A 22,067-nucleotide genomic window follows, 5' to 3' on the forward strand; every position below is an offset into this window, starting at 1 on the left:
AATTTCTAAGTAAAAGTTCAAATCCTGGTATATGCTGAACTGGGATAGTTGCAACTATGAGCCACACCAGTCATTATATATCTAACGGGACTGCTAAGGATGAACCGATTATGTTCCCTAACCCACTATTTCGCGATCGCACCCATGCCGGGGAGGAACTAGCTCAGGTAGTTATTGATAAGATTACCACCGACTCCCCTGGGGCTATGAGTCCGTTGGTGTATGCTTTACCGAGGGGGGGTTTACCCGTGGCTGAACCGATAGCCCGCCGTTTGGCTTGTCCCCTCAGTGTAATTGTGGCTAAAAAAATCACCCAGCCAGATAATCCCGAGTTAGCATTAGGGGCTGTTACTGCTGATGGTTATGTGATTTGGTCTAACCGTCGTCCTAGCCAGTTTTGGGAAAGCCATTCTATTCTGCGTGACGCACAAGAAAAAGCCTATAGTCAATGGCAGGAATTCGCCACCTATTGTCCTTCTAATTCGGTTAAGGATAATTTAATTATAGTAGTTGATGATGGTATTGCTACGGGTATGACTATGGTAGCGGCGATTAAGGCTTTGCGATCGCAAAAACCCGGCGCTATTTGGATTTGTGTTCCCCTCGCACCTATCGAGTTAGTCAATTCTTTACAACAGTTATGCGATCGACTAATTATCCTAGCCACACCAGAAGTTTTCCTGAGTGTTAGCCGTTTTTATCAGGAATTTGACCAGGTGGAAACTACTATAGCGATCGCCTGTCTTCAGCAGCAAACAGAATGGTTATCTTAGATTTTGATATGGGAGGCAATAATTATCATCATCTCACAGTTTTTACCCAGATACTTGATTAAATTAGTCTACCCTCATCTTGATAATTAATCAGATCATTTTCCTCAGTTTCCAGGTGAAACTCAATACGACTTTGTATAACTATTTCCTCAATTACATCTGGTGCTTTTCCTTGTGTTAAAACTGCATCAAAACGGTGCATCAGTTCGGGGATATTGATGACTTCTTCTATAGACTCTAAATATCTTTGAACAATAGCTTTTATATGATATTTAGCTGTAGCTTGTTTCTTAACTTGATCTAAAACTTCCTCCGGTGGCTGTTCAGTTTTCACAACAAAGGTAATAGGGTATCTCTGTACTTTATCGATATCTAAGAAATATTTACCAGCATCAATAGTTTCTGTCACTTGGAAGAATTTACCTAGGGGTTTCATCACAAAATCTATACCACCATCATTCGCATTAGTTCTACCAGTTTTATACAAAATTAAGTATTCAGTATTTAGACTATTAAGAGACCCAGTAGATTTTTTGCTCTCCGTAATACTGTTTTAAAATCGCATAACTCACAATTTCAAACACTCTGGCATCTACATCCTTGTTTAACAAACTGCGAATAAACTCAATAGCTTGTAAAGGTTCTTGGTTATGAATCTCAATCATCTGTTTACAATAGATAATAAACTGATTAAAAGACTGTCTTCTGGCTATCACAAAAGCATCTATAATATCTATGATTGCCTCAGCAATGTTGATTTGATTACCATTGATAGAAACCTGAAGCAGATTTTCATTTATCCAGTATCTATTAGTTTTTGTATCTCTGATTACCGGTACATAAGATAAAGTGGGGAAGTATTTTTTAAACTCCTGATTTAGTCGATGATTCAGGGCATGATTTTGCAGTTTATTCCCAAAGGGAAGTTGTCTTTGTCTCTGTAAAAGATTAATAAACTGAGCCCCTTCATAATCATCATAGCCACCTCTAATGTGAAATTTATTATTGAGATAGTCTTCAACTAATACATAGATAGCATAGTGGTTAGCAAATCCAGCCCGTGATTTAGAACCTCGATTAGCAGCTTTGGTTTTAATATTGAGATATTGCAATAACTCACTATTTATCAAAACTTGCTCTCCCTGATTGGGAAAATGAGAATTGAGAATTTCGATAATCTTTAGAGTGAATTCATGCTGTAGTATCGGCATCAAAAATACTGGGTTGAATGAATTGATTTGTAGGAAAATTGGTATTTTGTTTAGTCTGATTTTTCGCGGGTGGTAGTAGCTTTTCTCCTTGGTATTCTTGCCATCCTAAAACCCGCCTTAGACCAATTTTAAGATATTCTTCTTGAGATTCTATACTCATAGAAATTCGTCCTAAGCGTTTAGCTACGGCCGCAGTGGTAAAAGTTCCAGCAAAGGGATCAAGTACCAAATCATGTGTGTTGGTACTTGCTAGAATAATTCTTTCTAACAATGATTCTGGTTTCTGTGCTGGATGATTTTCATATTCTGCCATGCGATACCTTACACGGGGAAAATACCAGACATTACCAGGCACTTTTTCACTGTTGTATTGAGTAGGTACTGGTTTTCTATAATCAATTAATTTACGTTGTGCGCCAGTCTTGGCTTCCACTTTAATATCGGCTGAATTGAAAATATAATTTTTCTGGTCTTTCACGCAATGAAGTATGGGTTCATACATAGACCCAAAATACTTCTTTGCTTGCACTCCAGAACTATCATAATGCCAGACAATACGACTAAGAATTGACATTTTTTGCCGCAAGTAAATATCAAAGTATGGCATAGATTGAGTGCTGGTCATTACATATAATGTTCCGTTAGGTTTCAATACCCTGACACATTCATCAAGCCATTGATATGACCAATTGATATAATCTTCTTCGGAATTCCATTGGTCATGAAACTTGGAAAATTTCTTCCCTATATTGTAGGGAGGATCTGCAAAAATCAGATTCACAGAATTAGCTGCAATTTGACTAGATAAAATCTGAATTGCATCTCCATGAAATATAGTATTTCTATCATCTTGATACCGTTGAAACATAAGGATATATCGCCTTTAAAATTAGCCGCCACCCGATATTTTAGCCAGACAAGTAATCAGTTCATCAATTTCTGATGGCTGAGTGAAATAATGAACGCAGGCGCGAATACAGTCGGGGTCGAGGATAGTTCGCACTAAAATATTTTCCGATTCTAAGGCTCTGACTATCTGTGGGTGGGGGAGACTTTGGGTAACTTTAAATGATACTAAACCCGATTCTGGTGGAGAAGTGCGTAAACAATCAATTTGGGGAAGTTCTGATAAACGTTCCCATAGGTATTGACTAAGATTACAAATTTGTTGATAACGTTCGGTGGCAGTTCCCCATTGGTTATGAATAGCGATCGCCTCTCGTAAACCCACCATCAAAGGATAAGCTGAGGTGGCTATTTCATAGCGTCTTCCGTCAGATTTCCAATTAGTCGGTGTTCCCCTTTCGTCAACTTCAATACCCCGCCACCCGATAAAAGTAGGACTCAGATCTGATACAGCATCAGGACTGACGTATAAACCCCCTAAACCCTCTGGACCACATAACCATTTATGACCCGTAAAACCATAAAAATCTACTCCAGATTCCGCTAAATTTAACGGCAGAACCCCTACAGACTGCGCCGCATCCACCAATACCCTAACCCCTCCTGAAGCGGCTTTACAGGCTTGCATAATCGCGGTGAGAGGCAAAACCTGTCCTGTATTCCATAAGATATGACTAATTACTACCAGGCGAGTGTTGGATTTGATTCGAGATGCGATCGCCTCTACCGGATCACCCTCATTTAAAGTCTCTAACAGGGGACAGACAGATACCTCTATCTGAAACCGCCGCACCAATTCCCCCACCGTGGCCACTACCCCTGGGTGTTCACAATCCGAGATTAATAGATGATCTCCTCGTTGCCAATCAATCCCCCATAGGGCAATATTACAGCCTACGGTCACATCTTCCGTCAGGGTAATAGTTGCAGATTGTACCCCTAACTCAGAGGCGATCGCCTCCCGTGTTAAGCCTAACTCCTGCTGAACCCAGCTATTTACCTTTTGGGAAAAAGGACCACACTCCTGGACAAACTGATAGGATTTGATAATCTTATCCATCGAGACTTGTGGCAAGGGTCCCTGTCCCCCATAGTTAAAATATGCCTTATTCTCCAAAGCTGGAAAATTTTGTCGGTGGGTTTCTAATGACTTGTTCATGGGTATCAGATATCGCCTTATGATCCACTTTTACCACGAATTTTCAACAACTAACCCATCTACATCAGAATTGGTGCTACCATAGCCTATAATCATAAATTTACCTTGCCCATCCTCAACAATATTAATGCTGATCGAAGATCAACAGCTTCTATTTTACCAACGTTGCGATCGACGGGCCTTTTTAGATGTCTACGGCGATCGCACCCTGAAAGAACCCCCTAGCGATTTTCTCCTGAAATTGATAGCTGATAGTGTCACCTATCGAAAAACTATCATTGCCGATCGCATTTATTCACAGCCTAAATATCCCCCACAAGACTGGGAAGCCGGAATGCAAGCTACCCTAGAATTGATGCGGCAGGGAGTAGATTATATTTACCGTGGGGTGTTATTATATCATAGCCATTCCTCCGATTCTGCTTATGGCGATCGCTCCTTTTTTGACCAACTCCCTGAACAGGTAAGTTATCTCAGTCGCCCAGATTTGTTAGTCAAAAAACCTGGGGCTTCCCAGTTTGGTGATTGGCTATATATCCCCCAAGATATCCGCCTAGGAAAACGTCCGAAACTTGATTATCAAATTGTAGCCGTATTTCATGGGGAAATATTGGCGGCGATTCAAGGGGTAATGCCAGAAGAAGTGGTGCTACTATTACGCGATCGCGGTGCTTATTCCGTAGACCTCAAACAGCGACTTCCTCAAATGCGGGAAATTGTCCAGGATTATCTGACTCTGATCAAAAACGCTCAGGAACCGGATATTTTTATCAGTCGCCAAAAATGCAGTCTCTGTCAATGGTATACTAACTGCCATGATATTGCTAAATCCCAAAAAAATATCTGTTTATTACCAGGAATTACCCCCATTCGTCAAACTCGCCTTAATAGTTTAAATTTGACCAGTGTTGAGTCTCTCGCACAAACTCAACCCGAAATCCTCCAAACTTATCCAGAGTTTGATAATGGTGTCGCTGTCCAAGTAATTAGGCAAGCTGAATCTGTTTGGAAAAATCAAGCCATTCTCAAGCAAAATATTGATGATATTATTAATGTTAAACTATCGACAAAAACCAGCCATAAATATCTGCCAGATCCCTTTTGGTTACAAGCACCTGTAGAACTATATTTTGATATTGAAGCACAGCCGGATCTAAACTTAGATTATCTTCATGGTGTGTTGGTAGTTGATAGGCGATCGCAAAGGGAAAAATTCTATCCCTTATTAGCCGAAACTACCGCCGATGAACAAATAGCCTGGGAGCATTTTTTAACCCTCGTGTGGCGATATCCCATTGCGCCAATTTTCCACTTTTGCGACTATGAAGCCAAAACTATTAGCCGTTTGGCTAAACTGTATCAGACTCCATCTTATTTGTGGCGACCTTTGATTAAACGCTTAGTTGATGTTCATTATCAAATTGTAGAAACCGTCACATTACCTGTGGAAAGCTACGCCTTAAAATCGATCGCACGCTGGATGGGTTTTGAGTGGCGAGATGCTAAGGCTAATGGCGCGCAATGTGTTTGTTGGTATGAGGAATGGTTAAAAACAGGCGATCGCAGTTTATTAGATGCGATCGTTCGTTATAATGAAGATGATTGTCGTGCTACCTATCACGTTAGACGGTGGTTAGCCGATTTTATCCACAGTCAATCTGTTGGCGCAGAAGTCAATTTTTTGTAGGTCAACTTTGTAATAGGTAAATAATGAGTCACTTGTTTAAATTTGAGGATGATTTTGTCTCTTCCCTACGCTGTATTCCTATGGCGGTTCGCTACAAACTCGATACCTGTGGGATTAAATTAAAACTAGCCCACTGGAATCAATTTCCCCTGTCGGTGCGTCAACAATTAATACAACACCCGACCGAAACCCAAAACGATATTAATACCTATCGTAATTTACTGCAAGATTTCGCCAGTAAATATACAGATATACCCCTAAAAGATTTGCCAGTTGATTCACAGCCAGCTTGGTTAGATGCTAGTCAAGTTCCTGAAGCCGTCCAAAATAAAGCCGCCGAAACCCATTTACAAATTTCTGTAGAACAGTGGGAAAAACTCACACCTATCCAGCGTTTTGCATTGATTAAACTCAGTCGTTCTAACCATGAAAACGCCAACTTTATTCCAGCCATGAAAGAGTTTAACTTAACAGATGCGGGGTAGTTGTTCCCCACTGAGTAAGTCAACAATGCGAGTCGATCCGATTTTACTTCGCATAGTCACTAATCCCCCAGCTTTGTCTTGAACTTGACCAATCACAGACGCTTGGGGATTTTTGGCAGTTAAAATTGAGCAGGTTTTTTCAACATCCTTAGCAGGTATAAAAGCCACAAAACGACCTTCATTCGCTACATAAATAGGGTCAAAACCCAGAATTTCACAGGCTCCTTGGACATCTTCCCGGATGGGTAGTTGATTCTCGTCTATTTCCATTTGTAAGTTACTGGCTGTCGCTATTTCATGTAAAGCACTAGCTAAACCACCTCTAGTTAAATCCCGCAAACAGTGAATTTCTACCCCTGCATTTAATAATTCTAAAACCAGGTCAGCCACTGGTGCAGAATCACTCTCAATTGTGGTTTCAAATTCCAACCCTTCACGCACTGCCATAATAGCAATACCATGACGACCTAAATCACCACTAACTAAGATGATATCACCTGGCTGTACAGACTCAGGACAAATCCTTAATTCATGTTCAATAATTCCAATTCCTGCTGTATTAATAAATATGCCATCTCCCTTGCCGCGATCTACTACTTTGGTGTCCCCGGTAACAATCTGAATATCAGCCCCTTTAGCTGCCATTTGCATCCTTTGAATGATTTGCCATAAAGTGGTCATGGGTAGTCCTTCTTCGAGGATAAATCCCACGCTAAGATATAAAGGACGCGCCCCCGCCATAGCTAAATCATTCACAGTTCCATAAATTGCCATTGAACCGATATCTCCCCCTGGGAAAAATAGGGGATTAACCACATAAGAATCTGTGGTCATTGCGATTTTTTTGCCCGTTAAAGTCAGGGTGGTTGCATCATGGGGAATATCTGATGATGTGCCGAAGGCGGGACGAAACATTTGCTCAATTAATTGATTCATTAATCGTCCACCACCACCATGCGCTAATAAAACTTGGGGATAGTTGTCAATGGGAATAGGACAGGTTAAATTAAAGTCGGGGTTGCTTTCCATGGGTTAATTAATTGGCTGAAATTTGCTGTTGCTCAGATGTTCTTGTATAATATACAATATCGTGATAACTGTTAAAGAGACTGTGGCTGATAAATTTTACAGCTATCCCCGATTTTGGATCTATACTATCACTTTATTTTTGGGCTATACTGTGGCTGGGTGGTTCCTGGCGGCGTTTGAGGTTCCCTGGTTGGTGTGGTTAATCACTTTCGCGGTTATCCTACATTTGGCTAAGGTCGGGGAAGAAGCTATTGTTTTGGCGAATGCTTGGCTAGTGTTGATTATGTTTATTGGCACTATTCTCAAGACATGGCCAACGGTGTGGCTGCCAGATTTACCATTCCAAAATGCACCCCTTTGGGCGATGATTTTAATGGGATTATGGGCTTTTTCTATACTGCTAATTATGGCTTTAGCATGGGGTCGCACTATCCTATCTACGGTGGGTTTAAATGACGATCGCCTTTTTTATATACTACTGGGTATCCCGGGGGTCGCTTTCATAGTCGGTTCGGTAATTTTTCGCTTAGGTTGGATGATTTAATATGAACAGGAAATCTCAACAATATCCGAGAAATTTACCTCGGATTCAACCCCCAAATGCTGATGAATATTTACAAAAAATGACTCCCGAAGTTTTGGCAAGTTTTAACCCCCAACAACTGGCAGAAATTCGGCAAACTTTAGATGCAGCTATACCCCAACCTTCCTCGAAAATTGTCGATCTGAGATTTACTGTCGATTTGATTATAGATCGGTTTTATGTGGTGGTTTTCGTGGGTAAGGAACGCCGACAAAAAAAGCGATCGCCTTTCTTTACCCAAGCCCATAAAATTGCTAATATCATAGCCGCTTCCTTATTGCTCATCGGCTTAAACCTGATGATTAGTGCTATCATATTTCTGGTGCTATATTTAATCAAATCAGCTTTAGGAATTGACTTATTTCCAGGGGAACACCTGATAGACATTTTACCTATCAATTAAAATTTTAATCCTCACTTTATAATTGGTCTGGTGCGTCAGTCATCAATTATCGGGTTTTTCTCCTGGTTTTCCCTGTCTGACGCACCCTACTATATAATTGGTCTAATAATCTAATACCTTTCCAAGTAATTCCCCCGTGGGGTAGGGCGGGTTTATTAATATCGTCGTGGGGAATTGAGAATTGACAGCAGAACCCGCCCCTACAATAATTAATTATTAATTATTAATTATTAATTAATTCTGATTGAGGGTGAGGGTAATATTTTAAGCTATTTCCGAACAAGTATTCTGGTGCGTCAGAAATAAATTATCGTGTTTTTCTGATGGTTTCTGGTGTCTGACGCACCCTACTGTAATAACTCGGTTTCTCCATGGTGACGGTAACGATAATAGGCGGCGCAAGCGCCTTCCGAAGAAACCATGGGCGCACCGAGAGGATGTTCTGGTTTACAGCGGCTTCCAAAGGCGGGACACTGATGGGGTTTTTTGATTCCCTGCATAATTTCACCGCTAATACATTCGCTATAATTATCCGGTTGTGGCGGTGACAAATTAAACCGATGTTCTGCGTCAAATTCCGCGTAGGGCGATCGCAACCCTAAACCACTTTCGGAAATTTCTCCTATGCCGCGCCATTGACGATTGACTACTTCAAATACTTGTGATATAATGGTTTTTGCCGTCTTATTTCCCTCTCTTTGTACCGAACGAGTGTATTGATTTTCTAATGTAGCTTGTCCCTCTTCTAGCTGTTTAATACATAGATAAATCCCCTGAAGAATATCCACAGGTTCAAAACCAGTCACAACAATGGGAATATTATATTTTTTTACAATCGGCTCATATTCAGTGTATCCCATCACTGTGCAAACATGACCAGCCGCTAAAAACCCCTGTACTCGACAGTTAGGACTAGATAAAATAGCCGCGATCGCCGGAGGAACTAACACATGAGAAACCAGCATCGAAAAATTCTCAATTGAGAGTTCTTTGGCTTGATAAACCGCCATAGCTGTAGCGGGTGCTGTAGTTTCAAAGCCGACCGCCAAAAATACCACCTGTTTGTCGGGGTTATTCTGAGCAATTTTTAAACTATCTAAAGGGGAATAAACGATGCGAATATCTCCCCCCATAGCCTTAACTGAAAGCAAGTCTTTTTCGGTTCCAGGGACTCGTAACATATCCCCAAAGGAACAGAGAATAGTATTAGGAAGGGTGGCTATTTCAACAGCGCGATCAATCATGTGAATGGGAGTCACACAGACGGGACATCCAGGGCCATGAATTAAAGTAATTTGTTCAGGTAATAACTTGTCAATGCCATATTTAACAATGGAGTGGGTTTGTCCCCCACAAATTTCCATGATTGTCCAGGGTTGGCTAGTAATAGATGCGATCGCCTGAGCGTATTTTTGGGACAATTCCAAATCCCGATACTCATCCACAAATTTCATCTTGATATGTCCCCATAAGCTGCTGTGATGTTATTCAGCTTGACCATGATAGATGAAAGGTGGATCAGTTTTGGTAGTCGAAAAAACCGCCTCAACTAATAAGATCCTACCCTTCACCTAATTTTTGTCATTAACGGAATGGTGGAGAAAAGAGTAAACCCCCATTAGTCCATAGCTCATTTTCATTGCGAGGAAGATTAAACTGGGAACCTGCACCTAAATTGCGATCGTAAACTTCCGCATAGTTTCCGACGTGCCTAATCACCCTAGCAGCAAAATCATTAGTTAAACCCATTCCTGTACCTAAATCCCCTTCCACGCCAAGAAAACGGCGAATGGTAGGATTCTCGCTAGTTTGGGCAATTTCTTCGACATTAGCTTGAGTAATTCCTAGTTCTTCGGCTTCAAACAAAGCAAATGTCACCCATTTGACGGTATCAAACCAAGCTGAGTCATTATTGAGGGTTACAGGTCCGAGGGGTTCCTTAGACATAGTAACATCCAGGATAATATGATCATTGGGGTTGGGAAGGGTGCTGCGACGAGCGAGGAGTTGAGATTTATCAGAGGTCATACCTTCACAACGACCCTCAGCATAAGCCGCATAGGCGGGGTCAGCCTGTTGGAATGTCACGGTCTCAAAGGTGATACCCCGTTCGCGCATATTATCAGTAAGATTAAGTTCGGTGGTAGTTCCCGCTTCTACACAGACGGCGCGATCCTGAAAATCTTCTAAGCTGGTAATTCCACTATCTGCGCGAACCATCATACCCTGACCATCATGGAATGTGGTAGGGGCAAATTCCATCCCTACAGATGTATCACGGCTGAGAGTCCAGGTAGTATTGCGCGAAAGCATATCTACTTCCCCGGCTCTCATGGCTTCAAAACGTTCTGTGGAATCTAAGTTCCGATACTGAACTGCATTAGGGTCATCAAATAAGGCTGCTGCTACGGCTTTACAGACATCTACATCTAAGCCAGAGTATTCGCCACTCTGATCAACAAAACTGAAGCCAGGAATACCACCATCTACCCCACAAATGAGGAATCCTCGGTTTTTGACAACATTTAGGCGACTTTGACCGCTGCCTCCGGCGGCTAGTCCGTCAGAACCTGGAGATCCTCCGGGTTCACAAGCTGTGAGTGATAAGGCTGACAAGCAACTTACCAATAATAGAAAACCTCGTTTACCCATAGTTTTTGAATTGTCTTTGAATCGGTTTACATATCGCCACTAAGCTACCCACTATTAAGGTTTGCACCTATGAGGGAGACTTAAGAGAATAGGGAGAGCCCAATTAATTTGCCATCCTACTACAGGACTACCTTACAACAGCCTGAGAAGGGAGTTGACAATTTTCATAAGCTTACCTTAACCTGGCGATATCGTTCGTGGACAATTTCAAGGGAGTTTGACATAAATTGGCTATATATCGCGATCTTCGGGGAAATTGTGGGGGGGTAATATATAGAGCGATCGCACACTATACTCCGTCCCTATTGAATATTAAGCCATTGATTCCCCAGACAGACGAGCCTCGGCTAGGTCACGAATTAGAGATATACGAGAGTTGATATACTCATCCAACATATCCACCTCCTGACCATTGATGCTTGACTGACTCTTTAGGCGACCCATCAAGCACTGAACCAGGCTATCATCATCCAGACTAACTAAATGTGAAGGTTGGGTATTTTCAACTAAAGACCAAAGTTGACGGAGCATTGTTGGAGTCATAAGACCTCCTTATGGTTTGTTCATTTTCTCCCCAAAGCCGGGAGTGGGTGAGCGTCTTAGATATGCAGCCTGTTCACACTAATCTTAAATTTGTGGTGGCCGCCTTTATTTTTTCTTTATAGTCTCAACCATAACTCAAATTCGCCTGATCAAACATCAAATTACACAAGATTTCACATGATTTACAAATCTCTTAACTAACTGAAGCATAACTTGACATAAAGGGTTAATTGTAATAATTTATACAAACTTATGGCAGATAATTCTCAGAGAGTCTTCTAGTGGTAGCTGATCTGCTCAGTTATGGAGGCTAATTATTGATAATTATTAATTACCCACCGCCACAGGGGATGAGTCGAACCCTGTTGGCGAATTTTGAGGACTTGTCTTTCTAGGCGTTGGCGATAACGAAGGGGGAAACCCATAAGAATGTTGCGACTTTGCCAAAGTAAGGTGCTGGTAGTCATGCCTACACATATACCTAAACCGATCGCAGATAGGCGATTATGAAATAGGCCGTGGCGGACTGTAGCCCAGGTAAAATGTTCCATGAGTAGGGAAATGTCCGATCGCATTCCCCACAAACTCAGTGAGCCAATAACCAACCATAATAGGATAATCACCAGCCAGCGACTCCAAATTATCAACTCATGGAGTCGTTTCATTTGAGTTTTCAGGACTGGATCATCTAATGAGGGTTCAGGATAGGACATGGGACTGTAATTATTTATTTTTCCCTAGACACTGGCTGAGGTTCATCATTAGGGACGATGGTTGACTTAGACGCTTTGCGATCGCGCCACCAACCCAGAAGGGTACTAGCAATAAAAATACTAGAGTAGGAACCTGCAATAAAACCTATAATCAGGGTGAGGGCAAAATATTTGAGAGTTTCCCCGCCAAACAGGAAAATGCAAAACAGGGGTAGGATGGTGGTAACTGTGGTATTGATAGAGCGCGCCAAGGTTTGGTTAACGGCATTATCAACGACTTCCCCGGTAGAAGCATCAGGCATTTGTTTCAAGATTTCCCGGATGCGATCGTAAATTACCACGGTGTCATTAACAGAAAACCCGATAATTGTCAAGAGGGCTACTAAAAATAGGGTATCGGCTTCTAAGCCAAAAACCAGACCGAAAATGGAGAATATCCCCATAGTCAGAAAAACATCATGGAATAGGGCGACAAATGCAAATACTGCATAGTCAAACTGGAACCGGAAAGTTAGATAGACGGTAATTCCGGCGAAAGCGACGAGTAAGGCTTGGAGTCCAGAAATAAAGATTTGACGGCCGAGAGTTGGTCCCACGGTGTCGATTTGGGTAGCGAGGGGGTCAAAAACTCCGATCGCCTCTCGCAAGGCGGCTTCTAGCTGAGTTCGTTCATCAACATTGAGGTTTTTAGTGCGAACGGAAACAATTTGGCGATCGCGTTGAATGGGGTCTTTATCCAAAAGTTGAATGGAACTGCTACCCAAGTCCTGAGCCTGCAAAACTTCCCGCACCTGGTCAATCTCAATGGGGCCATCACAATTACCGGGAACAGTGCAATCAAGTTCCAACTGGAGGCGAGTTCCTCCCACAAAGTCTAGTCCGGGGCGTATGGGTGAGCCAATATCAGGATTAGTCCAGGAAATTAACATCCCCACTATTCCGGCGAGGATAACCGCCGCCGAAATCATCCACCAAAGCGATCGCCGTTTTGTCACACTAAAAGTCATAGTTTCAGATCAAGCCATAATTTAGGGGCAACACAAGAGTTGAGAAAACCATCAAACCTAATTAGTCTTAGGGAGATTTGGACAAAACAATTCAGGCTTGCGGAACTCAGGTAAACTAATCACGGTAAACATGAGAGTGCGGCTAAAGGTAACAGCGGTAAACATACTCACAGCCACCCCCAAACCGAGGGTAAGGGCAAATCCCTTCACCAGTCCAGTTCCCAGCCAGAACAGAGCGGCACAAGCAATACCAGTGGTAACATTTCCATCCAGGATACTGCCAAAAGCCCGATAAAAACCAGACTCGACGGAACGATAGAGGGTTTTTCCGGCTCGGAGTTCTTCCCGGGTGCGTTCAAAAATCAGGACGTTAGCATCAACAGCCATACCGATACTAAGGATAAACCCAGCAATTCCCGGTAGGGTAAGGGTAACTCCCAAGAGGGCAAAAATGGCTAGGGTAAATAGGGCGTAAACCACCAAAGCCACATCAGCGATCGCCCCTGGTAGGCGATAATAAGCCACCATAAAAATTAGCACCAAAATCAAGCCGCCACTGCCGGCATAAATACTGCGCTGAATGCTATCACGTCCCAGAGTTGCACCGACGGTGCGGTTTTCGACAATTTCCACCGGAACCGGAAGCGCTCCCCCTCGCAATTGTACGGCGAGATCATTAGCTTCGGCGGCGCTAAAATTGCCGGTAATTACGGCACTTCCCCCGGTAATTCCGGTATCGGCAAATTCCACGGAAACGGTGGGAGAACTTAACAGACTGTCATCTAAAAAGATGCCAATGGTGCGTCCTGTCCCGGCTAAGTTTTTGGTAAGTTCAGCAAAATTTCTGCCGCCTTCACTATTAAAGCGCAGGACAATTTCCCAACCATTCCCCCCTTGAGTGGGTTGGGGGAAGGCATCTTGTAGCTGCTGGCCGCGAATTATGGGTTCTTTATAGAATGAGGCGATCGCCTGATTACTTTCATTGAGTTGTTGGAGGAGTTGTTCGAGTCTATCATCGTCTCCGGTGGCGATCGCCTGTCTTAAATCAGCATCTAATGCTCGATTAACCTGTATTTCCGCAAAAAGCTCTCCCTCAGTCCCCGGTCTTTGCTCCCGGAAATCCAACTGAGCCGTCCCTCCCAAAACCCGTTCCGCTTGTTCTGGGTCACTGACACCGGGGAGTTGCACCAGAATCTGATCATCTCCTACAGTTTGCACCACAGCCTCAGAAACACCCAAACCGTTGACACGGTTTTCGATGACACTCTGAACCCCCTCCAAAACCCGCTCATCAATGCGTGGCACATCATCGGAGGTTTGCAACTGAATTGTGAGTTGAGAACCACCCCGCAAGTCTAGTCCCAGGCGAATAGGAACCCGGACCAAAATAATCAGGGAAGTGATGACCAGGAGTAAGATCAGGAAAAGGAGCGATCGCTGTTTTCGCATACTGAATTCAAAATCAGGGATAACGACTCATTTTATCATTAAAATCCGATCCCACGCCGAACTACCAGGAAAGCCATGGAACTTCACCCCAACTCAACCCAGAAGTCCAGACGCGGAACCCATTAAGCTAAACCTGGTGGGATAACATCTTCTGAACCGCCTCCAGAACCTGTTCCGGCTGTACAATCGTCAACCTTTCCAACATCCCGTTATAGGGGGTAGGGATATCCTGGGAGGAAAGCCGCAACACAGGAGCATCAAGTTCATCAAAGAAATTATCATTAATCGAGGCCGTCAGTTCCGCCCCAATTCCCCCGGTTTTCATGCACTCTTCCACAATAATCACACGGTGAGTTTTCCGAATCGACTCGCCAATGGTATTCAGGTCTAAAGGCTTGAGGGAAATTAAATCAATCACCTCTGGGTCAAAACCCTGTTTCACCATAGCCGGAACCGCCTGCATTACATGATGGCGCATCCGAGAGTAGGTAAGAATCGTGACATCTTTACCCGATCGCACAATTTCCGCCTGGTCAATAGGAACCAAATATTCCTCTTCCGGTAGATCTTCCTTGAGGTTATACAGCAGGACGTGCTCAAAGAACAAAACCGGGTTATCATCCCGAATTGCCGATTTGAGTAGACCCTTAGCATTATAGGGCGTAGAACAGGCGACAATTTTTAGACCCGGAACCGCTTGGAAATAGGACTCTAGGCGTTGAGAGTGTTCGGCTCCCAATTGACGACCCACCCCGCCGGGTCCACGAATTACCAAAGGCATTTTAAAGTTACCCCCGGAAGTGTAGCGCAGCATTCCACCATTATTAGCAATTTGGTTGAAAGCCAGCAGCAGGAATCCCATGTTCATCCCTTCGATTATGGGTCGCAGTCCGGTCATAGCGGCACCAACTGCCATCCCTGTGAAACTATTTTCAGCAATGGGGGTATCGAGAACTCGCAGATCCCCATATTTCTTATGCAAGTCTTTGGTCACTTTGTAGGAACCACCATAGTGACCTACATCTTCCCCTAGAACCAATACAGCAGGATCGCGAGCCATTTCTTCGTCAGTGGCTTGACGCAGTGCATTAAAAAGTAGAGTCTGTGCCATGAAGATTATCCGAGTATAGTGGATTAATTATTTTAACCAGGGAAGGCGACACAAATATAGAGTAGGCGCGACTCTGTAGGGGCGGGTGCTAGAGCAGCCACGGGAGAAACCAGCCCACTAGCTGCACCCGCCCTAACCTAACCCTAACCCTAACCCACGATTCCCACCGCCAGTAGGGGCGGGTGCTAGAGCAGCCACGGGAGAAACCAGCCCACTAGCTGCACCCGCCCTAACCCACGATTCCCACCGCCAGTAGGGGCGGGTGCTAGAGCAGCCACGGGAGAAACCAGCCCACTAGCTGCACCCGCCCTAACCCACGATTCCCACCGCCAGTAGGGGCGGGTGCTAGAGCAGCCACGGGAGAAACCAGCCCACTAGCTGCACCCGCCCTAACCCACGATTCCCACGGCCAGTAGGGGCGGGTGCTAGAGCAGCCACGGGAGAAACCAGCCCACTAGCTGCACCCGCCCTAACCCACGATTCCCACCGCCAGTAGGGGCGGGTGCTAGAGCAGCCACGGGAGAAACCAGCCCACTAGCTGCACCCGCCCTAACCCACGATTCCCACCGCCAGTAGGGGCGGGTGCTAGAGCAGCCACGGGAGAAACCAGCCCACTAGCTGCACCCGCCCTAACCCACGATTCCCACGGCCAGTAGGGGCGGGTGCTAGAGCAGCCACGGGAGAAACCAGCCAACTAGCTGCACCCGCCCTAACCCACGATTCCCACCGCCAGTAGGGGCGGGTGCTAGAGCAGCCACGGGAGAAACCAGCCCACTAGCTGCACCCGCCCTAACCCACGATTCCCACGGCCAGTAGGGGCGGGTGCTAGAGCAGCCACGGGAGAAACCAGCCAACTAGCTGCACCCGCCCTAACCCACGATTCCCACGGCCAGTAGGGGCGGGTGCTAGAGCAGCCACGGGAGAAACCAGCCCACTAGCTGCACCCGCCCTAACCCACGATTCCCACGGCCAGTAGGGGCGGGTGCTAGAGCAGCCACGGGAGAAACCAGCCCACTAGCTGCACCCGCCCTAACCCACGATTCCCACGGCCAGTAGGGGCGGGTGCTAGAGCAGCCACGGGAGAAACCAGCCCACTAGCTGCACCCGCCCTAACCCACGATTCCCACGGCCAGTAGGGGCGGGTGCTAGAGCAGCCACGGGAGAAACCAGCCCACTAGCTGCACCCGCCCTAACCCACGATTCCCACGGCCAGTAGGGGCGGGTGCTAGAGCAGCCACGGGAGAAACCAGCCCACTAGCTGCACCCGCCCTAACCCACGATTCCCACGGCCAGTAGGGGCGGGTGCTAGAGCAGCCACGGGAGAAACCAGCCCACTAGCTGCACCCGCCCTAACCCACGATTCCCACGGCCAGTAGGGGCGGGTGCTAGAGCAGCCACGGGAGAAACCAGCCCACTAGCTGCACCCGCCCTAACCCACGATTCCCACGGCCAGTAGGGGCGGGTGCTAGAGCAGCCACGGGAGAAACCAGCCCACTAGCTGCACCCGCCCTAACCCACGATTCCCACCGCCAGTAGGGGCGGGTGCTAGAGCAGCCACGGGAGAAACCAGCCAACTAGCTGCACCCGCCCTAACCTAACCCTAAACCTAACCCACGATTCCCACCAGCCCACGGAAAGCGATCGCCCTAACCCACGATTCCCACCAGCCCACGGAAAGCGATCGCCCTAACCCACGATTCCCACCAGCCCACTGAAAGCGATCGCCCTAACCCACGATTCCCACGGCCAGTAGGGGCGGGTGCTAGAGCAGCCACGGGAGAAACCAGCCAACTGAAAGCGATCGCCCTAACCCACGATTCCCACCGCCAGTAGGGGCGGGTGCTAGAGCAGCCACGGGAGAAACCAGCCAACTAGCTGCACCCGCCCTAACCTAACCCTAAACCTAACCCACGATTCCCACCAGCCCACGGAAAGCGATCGCCCTAACCCACGATTCCCACCAGCCCACTGAAAGCGATCGCCCTAACCCACGATTCCCACCAGCCCACTGAAAGCGATCGCCCTAATAGGGGGGATATAGGCGCTTTGTGAGTTCGTCCCCGGTCATATCAACGGGTAATAGTCGCCAGATTATAGGGAAATGGTATGAACTTCTTCCCAATGAAGACGGTAAAGCTGGAGGGCTTGATCCTTACCTTTCACTCGAATATGGGGCATTTTTTCCAGGGGGAAACTATGGTCGCCCAGTTGCTTAAATGTACTTGCCGAAATCATAATTTCTCCGGCTTGGGCGGCACTACAAATGCGGCTGGCAACGTTCATAGTATCACCAATATGGGCGTATTGAATTAATCGCTCAGAACCTATATTTCCGGCCGCTACGAGTCCGGTATTTAAGCCTATGTGAATTTGCAAAGGTTCCGCATAATCCTTAGTCCAGCGATCGTTCATGCGGCGGACAGCCCATTGCATATCAATGGCTGCTTTAACTGCTCTTTCCACATCATCTTTGCGGGCGTAGGGAGCGCCCCAAACGGCTACTAAAGCATCACCGATATATTTTTCTAAGGTTCCTTGATAGGGGAAAACAATATCCTCTACCATGACTTTAAAGTATTCATTCAACATAGATATTACTTGGCGGGGTTCCAGGCGAGAAGACATTTGCGTAAAGCGAGTAATATCAGAAAATAAGGCGGTAACTTCAGCTTCGATAATTTCTAGTTTGCCTTCTTCCCGTAGTTTGCGACTCACCGCCGGAGCAAAAAATTGCTCTAGTTTGTTACGCATTACCGCTTCTTCCTGCATTTTTTTGCGCAGTTCGGCGTTGTCGATCGCAATAGCCGCTTGATTGGCTAAAGTGCTTAAAAACTCCACATCTTCATTAGAATAAACATCAGACATCGATAGATTATCTACATATAAAACCCCAATTACTTTGTCTCTGGGTTTGAGAGGAACGCACACGGAAGCATGAATACCCTGGTAAATAATTGACTCGCAATCCTGAAAACGCTCGTCTACATGGGCATCTGAAGTTAAGATGGCGTTCCCAGTTTCTAGGACTGTATTAGTAATACTTTTACTATAAAAATATTCATCCTCTAACACTTGAGAACGATAACGAACTGCTTTTTCTTCGATTGCTTTAGTTTTGTTATTTACTAATAAAATTGCCGCGCGGTCAACCCCCATAATTTTAAACAGTAAATCTAGGATTTTATCAAGTAGTTTATTCGTGGATTCTGGGGATGATAATTGTTGGCTAACATCTAATAATATTTTGAGTTTATCTACGGCTCGTAAATGGGTATCGGATGACCGCAGATTAAGAACTGAGTGACGATCTCGTTCTTCGGGTTCCAATAAATCCTGCATCCCAATCATATCTGAACGGGGAGAAAACTGGGTAACTACAGCCGTGGGCGATCGCTCAATACGGGGAGACTTTTGGGAGGAGGTGACACCGGAGGCGACAAATTTTAACACCACCCTCCCTAAGCGGAGTACATCTCCATCTTTGAGTTGACAATTTTGGATCATGGCTTCATTGACAAACACATGATTACTGCTGTTGCGATCGCTCACAGTTACCCGGTTGTCCTGAACCTCAATCACGGCGTGTTGTCGGGACAGACTCATATCTGTAATACAGATAGTATTATCCCGGCTACGCCCGATGGTATTGACACCGCGCATTAACTCATAAGTGACCGGACTCGATGTATCGGGGTTATAGATTAGATATGGCACGTTTGCTCAAGTTTAGTTAAGATAACATAGTGAAGATCGTCCCTGATGTGGCAGCAGAAAGAATTTATCTGGTTAGATGAGACAATTAAGACCGGATCTTTTTTTCTCCTGACTCTATGTATCTGAAAACGCTACATCTCCGACAGTTTCGCAACTACGAAGCTCAAGACGTGGCGTTTGATGCTCCCAAAACTATTTTAGTGGGCAACAACGCTCAAGGCAAATCCAATCTACTCGAAGCCGTCGAATTGCTGTCTACCCTCAAAAGTCATCGGGTTAACCGCGATCGCGATCTGGTTTTGGACAATCATGCGATCGCCCAAATTACTGCTACCCTTGAGCGTGATAGTGGTACACTTGACCTGGCTTTGACTTTGAGGAGTCAAGGTCGCCGAACAGTTGCCATCAATGGTCAATCGGTCAAACGTCATCTTGATTTTCTCAGTATCCTTAATGTTGTCCAGTTTTCTAGTCTGGATTTGGATCTTGTGCGCGGTAGTCCCGCTGAACGCCGCCACTGGCTTGATCGGCTTCTGATTCAACTAGAACCAGTTTATGCCTATATGTTAGATCAATATAACCGGGTGTTGCGACAACGTAATGCTTTGTTAAAACGGGGACCCATGGCAGGAACTACCCCGGAAGAATTAGCCGTTTGGGATGCTCAATTGGCAGTGGCTGGGGCGCGGGTACTCCGTCGCCGCGATCGCGTTATTGAAAGGCTCGAACCTTTAGCGCGGATGTGGCATCAAAGTATTAGTGGCAGTAGGGAAACCCTGAATATCACCTATCAGCCTAACATTGAACCCCCTTCTAAACAACAACAGAGGTGGTCTCGGTGGCCTCCTGAACAGGTACAACAGGCATTTTTGACCAAAATTAGCACCAGAGCGATCGCCGAACGTTCTCAAGGGTTGACTCTAGTGGGTCCACACCGTGATGATGTCATTTTTACCATTAACCAAACTCCCGCCCGCCAATATGGATCATCCGGTCAGCAGCGGACTTTGGTTTTAGCCCTCAAGTTGGCGGAATTGCAACTCATTGAGTCCGTCATCGGTGAACCCCCTTTACTTCTGTTGGACGATGTACTAGCAGAACTTGACCCCCATCGCCAAAATCAGCTTCTACAAGCCATCTCTGAGCGATTTCAAACTCTGATTACTACTACCCATTTAGGCGCTTTTGACCATCAGTGGTTGCAACAAAGCCAAATTCTCATGGTGGAACAAGGTAAAATTACTGATTTTTTCTGATTTTGCCAAATTTGATACCACCCAAAATCAAAATTAGCTGCTAACATATCTATCTAATGTTTTGTAGACCACTATTATCATACTGATTCAACATGAAGCGACTTTCTGTATTAGCATCTGCTATGGCGATCGCCACCATTTCCTTGACTGCTACTGCGACTACCGCTTGTGTGTTCAGCAGCAAAGGTCAAGCTAATGAAGGGGCTGCAACTACTAAGTTGACCTCTTTCTGGCATAATATGAGCCTTTTTAAATCCGACTATAAAGCGATCGCAGCCATTGCTGGTGTCGCTGGGTTGGCTGCCGCTGGTGGGGCTTATGCCTATCGCCGGATGGCTATTTCTACCCAACACCCAGAAGCCCCTGGCGGTTCCCTGGATCTTAATGATGACATCATTACCGAAAATACTGCGATCGAAGCCGAACAGCCCACCGAATCAGAAGTGGTTGCTGTCAAATAACTTGACCTCAATTCCAGTTTAGGACAGTACAATTATGGGGTGTGATTTACTCGCACCCCTTTTTCGCGCCCCTCCATCCTTAATCACCTTGCCCCTCAATCAACCCCTTCACAGTGAAGATTATATCTAAGCTAAAATTCCCCGCAAAAGCTAAATATAAAATTATCACCATCCTGGCATTTTTGATATGTTTAATCATGCCATTATTTTTGCCTTATTTCTGGATTTTACCCTCGCAAAAAAGTTGTGATATAACCATTTATATAACCGGAAATATATTACATACAGATATCTTGGTGCCAGTGGAAACCTCCGTATTTGACTGGCATCAGTTTATCGACTTATCAGAAGTTGGGAGACAAACCTCTGGCAATTATCGATATCTAGCCATGGGTTGGGGCGATCGCCAAGTTTACCTAGAATCTCCGACCTTCGCGGATTTACAATTAACAACCGCCCTGAAAGCATTATTTATACCTACTCCATCAGTTTTGCGAGTTCAAGTATATCAGACCCTCCCAGTAGCACAAGATTTACAACCCCTTAATATCAGTGAGGATAATTACTTAAAATTGGTCGATTTTCTGCAAAATTCCTTTAAACTTGACTCCGCCGGAAATCCCATCAGAATCGGCTATGGTTATGGTATCAGAGACAGTTTTTATGAAGCCCAAGGTGTTTATTCCCTCCTCAGACATTGCAATACATGGATAGCAGAAGCATTACGGACCGCCCGGGTGCAAACCCCACGCCACCCTAGCTTACCCATTTTGCTACTCCCGAAAGCTAGAAGCAATTGTTAAATTACCTACCTCCTAGGGTAGATAAAAGTTAAATGTTGTCCGATTAAGATGATGTTTTGGTTAAAACTAGCGGGTATATCTCGGCATTAATTTGGGGATGCCCCACCAGGGGATACTTGGCA

Annotated in this window: 22 protein-coding genes; 8 read left to right on the plus strand and 14 right to left on the minus strand. The window is 45.3% G+C overall.

Annotated elements, in window-relative coordinates; all coding sequences use genetic code 11:
• Positions 1–56 precede the first annotated feature (56 nt).
• Complete coding sequence (locus XZ46_RS01690; RefSeq protein ID WP_006621921.1) at positions 57–773, plus strand: phosphoribosyltransferase; 717 nt, start codon at positions 57–59, stop codon at positions 771–773.
• A 58-nt stretch (positions 774–831) separates the two neighbouring features.
• On the opposite strand, the gene XZ46_RS35985 is transcribed toward XZ46_RS01690, so the two are convergent.
• From XZ46_RS35985 to XZ46_RS01705, 4 genes are read right to left on the minus strand one after another with little or no spacing between them, the layout of a single operon-like run.
• Entirely contained in the window at positions 832–1,260 is a 429-nt protein-coding gene (locus tag XZ46_RS35985) for a hypothetical protein (protein WP_006621920.1), read from the minus strand.
• Between the two features lie 25 nt (positions 1,261–1,285).
• On the minus strand, positions 1,286–1,984 hold the full coding sequence (locus XZ46_RS35990) for a hypothetical protein (RefSeq protein ID WP_008056554.1): 699 nt from the start codon (positions 1,982–1,984) through the stop codon (positions 1,286–1,288).
• On the minus strand, positions 1,965–2,852 hold the full coding sequence (gene yhdJ / locus XZ46_RS01700; RefSeq protein ID WP_006668885.1) for an adenine-specific DNA-methyltransferase: 888 nt from the start codon (positions 2,850–2,852) through the stop codon (positions 1,965–1,967). The genes XZ46_RS35990 and yhdJ overlap by 20 nt, the downstream gene beginning before the upstream one ends.
• A 21-nt stretch (positions 2,853–2,873) precedes the next feature.
• Positions 2,874–4,049 carry an aminotransferase class V-fold PLP-dependent enzyme gene (locus tag XZ46_RS01705; RefSeq protein ID WP_006621917.1) on the minus strand — a complete coding sequence of 392 codons (1,176 nt, stop codon included), beginning with the start codon at positions 4,047–4,049 and terminating at the stop codon, positions 2,874–2,876.
• A 127-nt stretch (positions 4,050–4,176) separates the two neighbouring features.
• Here XZ46_RS01705 and XZ46_RS01710 point away from each other — a divergent pair, with 127 nt between their 5' ends.
• Together XZ46_RS01710 and XZ46_RS01715 are read left to right on the plus strand one after the other, a co-directional pair.
• The gene (locus tag XZ46_RS01710) at positions 4,177–5,736 is read left to right on the plus strand and encodes a TM0106 family RecB-like putative nuclease (RefSeq protein WP_008056545.1); all 1,560 of its coding nucleotides are present in this window, start codon (positions 4,177–4,179) and stop codon (positions 5,734–5,736) included.
• A gap of 23 nt (positions 5,737–5,759) precedes the next feature.
• Entirely contained in the window at positions 5,760–6,221 is a 462-nt protein-coding gene (locus XZ46_RS01715; RefSeq protein ID WP_008056544.1) for a nitrate reductase associated protein, read from the plus strand.
• Here XZ46_RS01715 and hypE read toward each other — a convergent pair.
• A complete protein-coding gene (gene hypE / locus XZ46_RS01720) occupies positions 6,204–7,250 on the minus strand; it encodes a hydrogenase expression/formation protein HypE (protein ID WP_006621914.1) in 1,047 nt (348 codons plus the stop codon). The genes XZ46_RS01715 and hypE overlap by 18 nt on opposite strands.
• A gap of 61 nt (positions 7,251–7,311) precedes the next feature.
• Between hypE and XZ46_RS01725 the strand changes: the two genes are divergently transcribed.
• A complete protein-coding gene (locus tag XZ46_RS01725; protein WP_006621913.1) occupies positions 7,312–7,794 on the plus strand; it encodes a hypothetical protein in 483 nt (160 codons plus the stop codon).
• A gap of 1 nt (position 7,795) precedes the next feature.
• Positions 7,796–8,236, plus strand: coding sequence for a hypothetical protein (locus XZ46_RS01730; RefSeq protein ID WP_008056543.1), 441 nt, complete (start codon positions 7,796–7,798; stop codon positions 8,234–8,236).
• Positions 8,237–8,583: 347 nt separating this feature from the next.
• On the opposite strand, the gene hypD is transcribed toward XZ46_RS01730, so the two are convergent.
• The 9 genes from hypD to XZ46_RS01770 form a co-directional block, all read right to left on the minus strand.
• A complete protein-coding gene (gene hypD, locus XZ46_RS01735) occupies positions 8,584–9,690 on the minus strand; it encodes a hydrogenase formation protein HypD (RefSeq protein WP_008056542.1) in 1,107 nt (368 codons plus the stop codon).
• A 130-nt stretch (positions 9,691–9,820) separates the two neighbouring features.
• Positions 9,821–10,888: an amino acid ABC transporter substrate-binding protein gene (locus tag XZ46_RS01740; RefSeq protein ID WP_008056529.1), complete on the minus strand. Its 1,068-nt coding sequence runs from the start codon at positions 10,886–10,888 to the stop codon at positions 9,821–9,823.
• 312 nt (positions 10,889–11,200) lie between these two features.
• Positions 11,201–11,431, minus strand: a complete 231-nt coding sequence (locus tag XZ46_RS01745) for a hypothetical protein (RefSeq protein ID WP_006668881.1) — start codon at positions 11,429–11,431, stop codon at positions 11,201–11,203.
• A gap of 314 nt (positions 11,432–11,745) precedes the next feature.
• The gene (locus XZ46_RS01750; RefSeq protein WP_048894889.1) at positions 11,746–12,144 is read right to left on the minus strand and encodes a hypothetical protein; all 399 of its coding nucleotides are present in this window, start codon (positions 12,142–12,144) and stop codon (positions 11,746–11,748) included.
• A gap of 14 nt (positions 12,145–12,158) precedes the next feature.
• The gene (secF, locus tag XZ46_RS01755) at positions 12,159–13,151 is read right to left on the minus strand and encodes a protein translocase subunit SecF (RefSeq protein WP_008052940.1); all 993 of its coding nucleotides are present in this window, start codon (positions 13,149–13,151) and stop codon (positions 12,159–12,161) included.
• 57 nt (positions 13,152–13,208) lie between these two features.
• Complete coding sequence (gene secD, locus XZ46_RS01760) at positions 13,209–14,600, minus strand: protein translocase subunit SecD (RefSeq protein ID WP_006621903.1); 1,392 nt, start codon at positions 14,598–14,600, stop codon at positions 13,209–13,211.
• A gap of 127 nt (positions 14,601–14,727) precedes the next feature.
• The gene (locus XZ46_RS01765) at positions 14,728–15,711 is read right to left on the minus strand and encodes an alpha-ketoacid dehydrogenase subunit beta (protein ID WP_006621902.1); all 984 of its coding nucleotides are present in this window, start codon (positions 15,709–15,711) and stop codon (positions 14,728–14,730) included.
• 1,646 nt (positions 15,712–17,357) lie between these two features.
• Complete coding sequence (locus tag XZ46_RS33710) at positions 17,358–17,582, minus strand: hypothetical protein (protein ID WP_081593337.1); 225 nt, start codon at positions 17,580–17,582, stop codon at positions 17,358–17,360.
• Positions 17,583–17,802: 220 nt separating this feature from the next.
• Complete coding sequence (locus XZ46_RS01770) at positions 17,803–19,425, minus strand: adenylate/guanylate cyclase domain-containing protein (RefSeq protein ID WP_008056673.1); 1,623 nt, start codon at positions 19,423–19,425, stop codon at positions 17,803–17,805.
• 116 nt (positions 19,426–19,541) lie between these two features.
• Between XZ46_RS01770 and recF the strand changes: the two genes are divergently transcribed.
• The 3 genes from recF (at position 19,542) to XZ46_RS01785 (ending at position 21,945) form a co-directional block, all read left to right on the plus strand.
• Positions 19,542–20,681 (plus strand): DNA replication/repair protein RecF, encoded by a 1,140-nt coding sequence (recF, locus tag XZ46_RS01775; protein WP_006668876.1) that lies wholly within the window; start codon positions 19,542–19,544, stop codon positions 20,679–20,681.
• Between the two features lie 92 nt (positions 20,682–20,773).
• Entirely contained in the window at positions 20,774–21,142 is a 369-nt protein-coding gene (locus XZ46_RS01780) for a hypothetical protein (protein ID WP_006621897.1), read from the plus strand.
• 197 nt (positions 21,143–21,339) lie between these two features.
• Complete coding sequence (locus tag XZ46_RS01785; RefSeq protein ID WP_006668873.1) at positions 21,340–21,945, plus strand: TIGR02117 family protein; 606 nt, start codon at positions 21,340–21,342, stop codon at positions 21,943–21,945.
• The last annotated feature ends 122 nt before the right edge of the window (positions 21,946–22,067 follow it).

The sequence above is a fragment of the Limnospira indica PCC 8005 genome (genome assembly GCF_000973065.1).
GTDB lineage: Bacteria > Cyanobacteriota > Cyanobacteriia > Cyanobacteriales > Microcoleaceae > Limnospira > Limnospira fusiformis.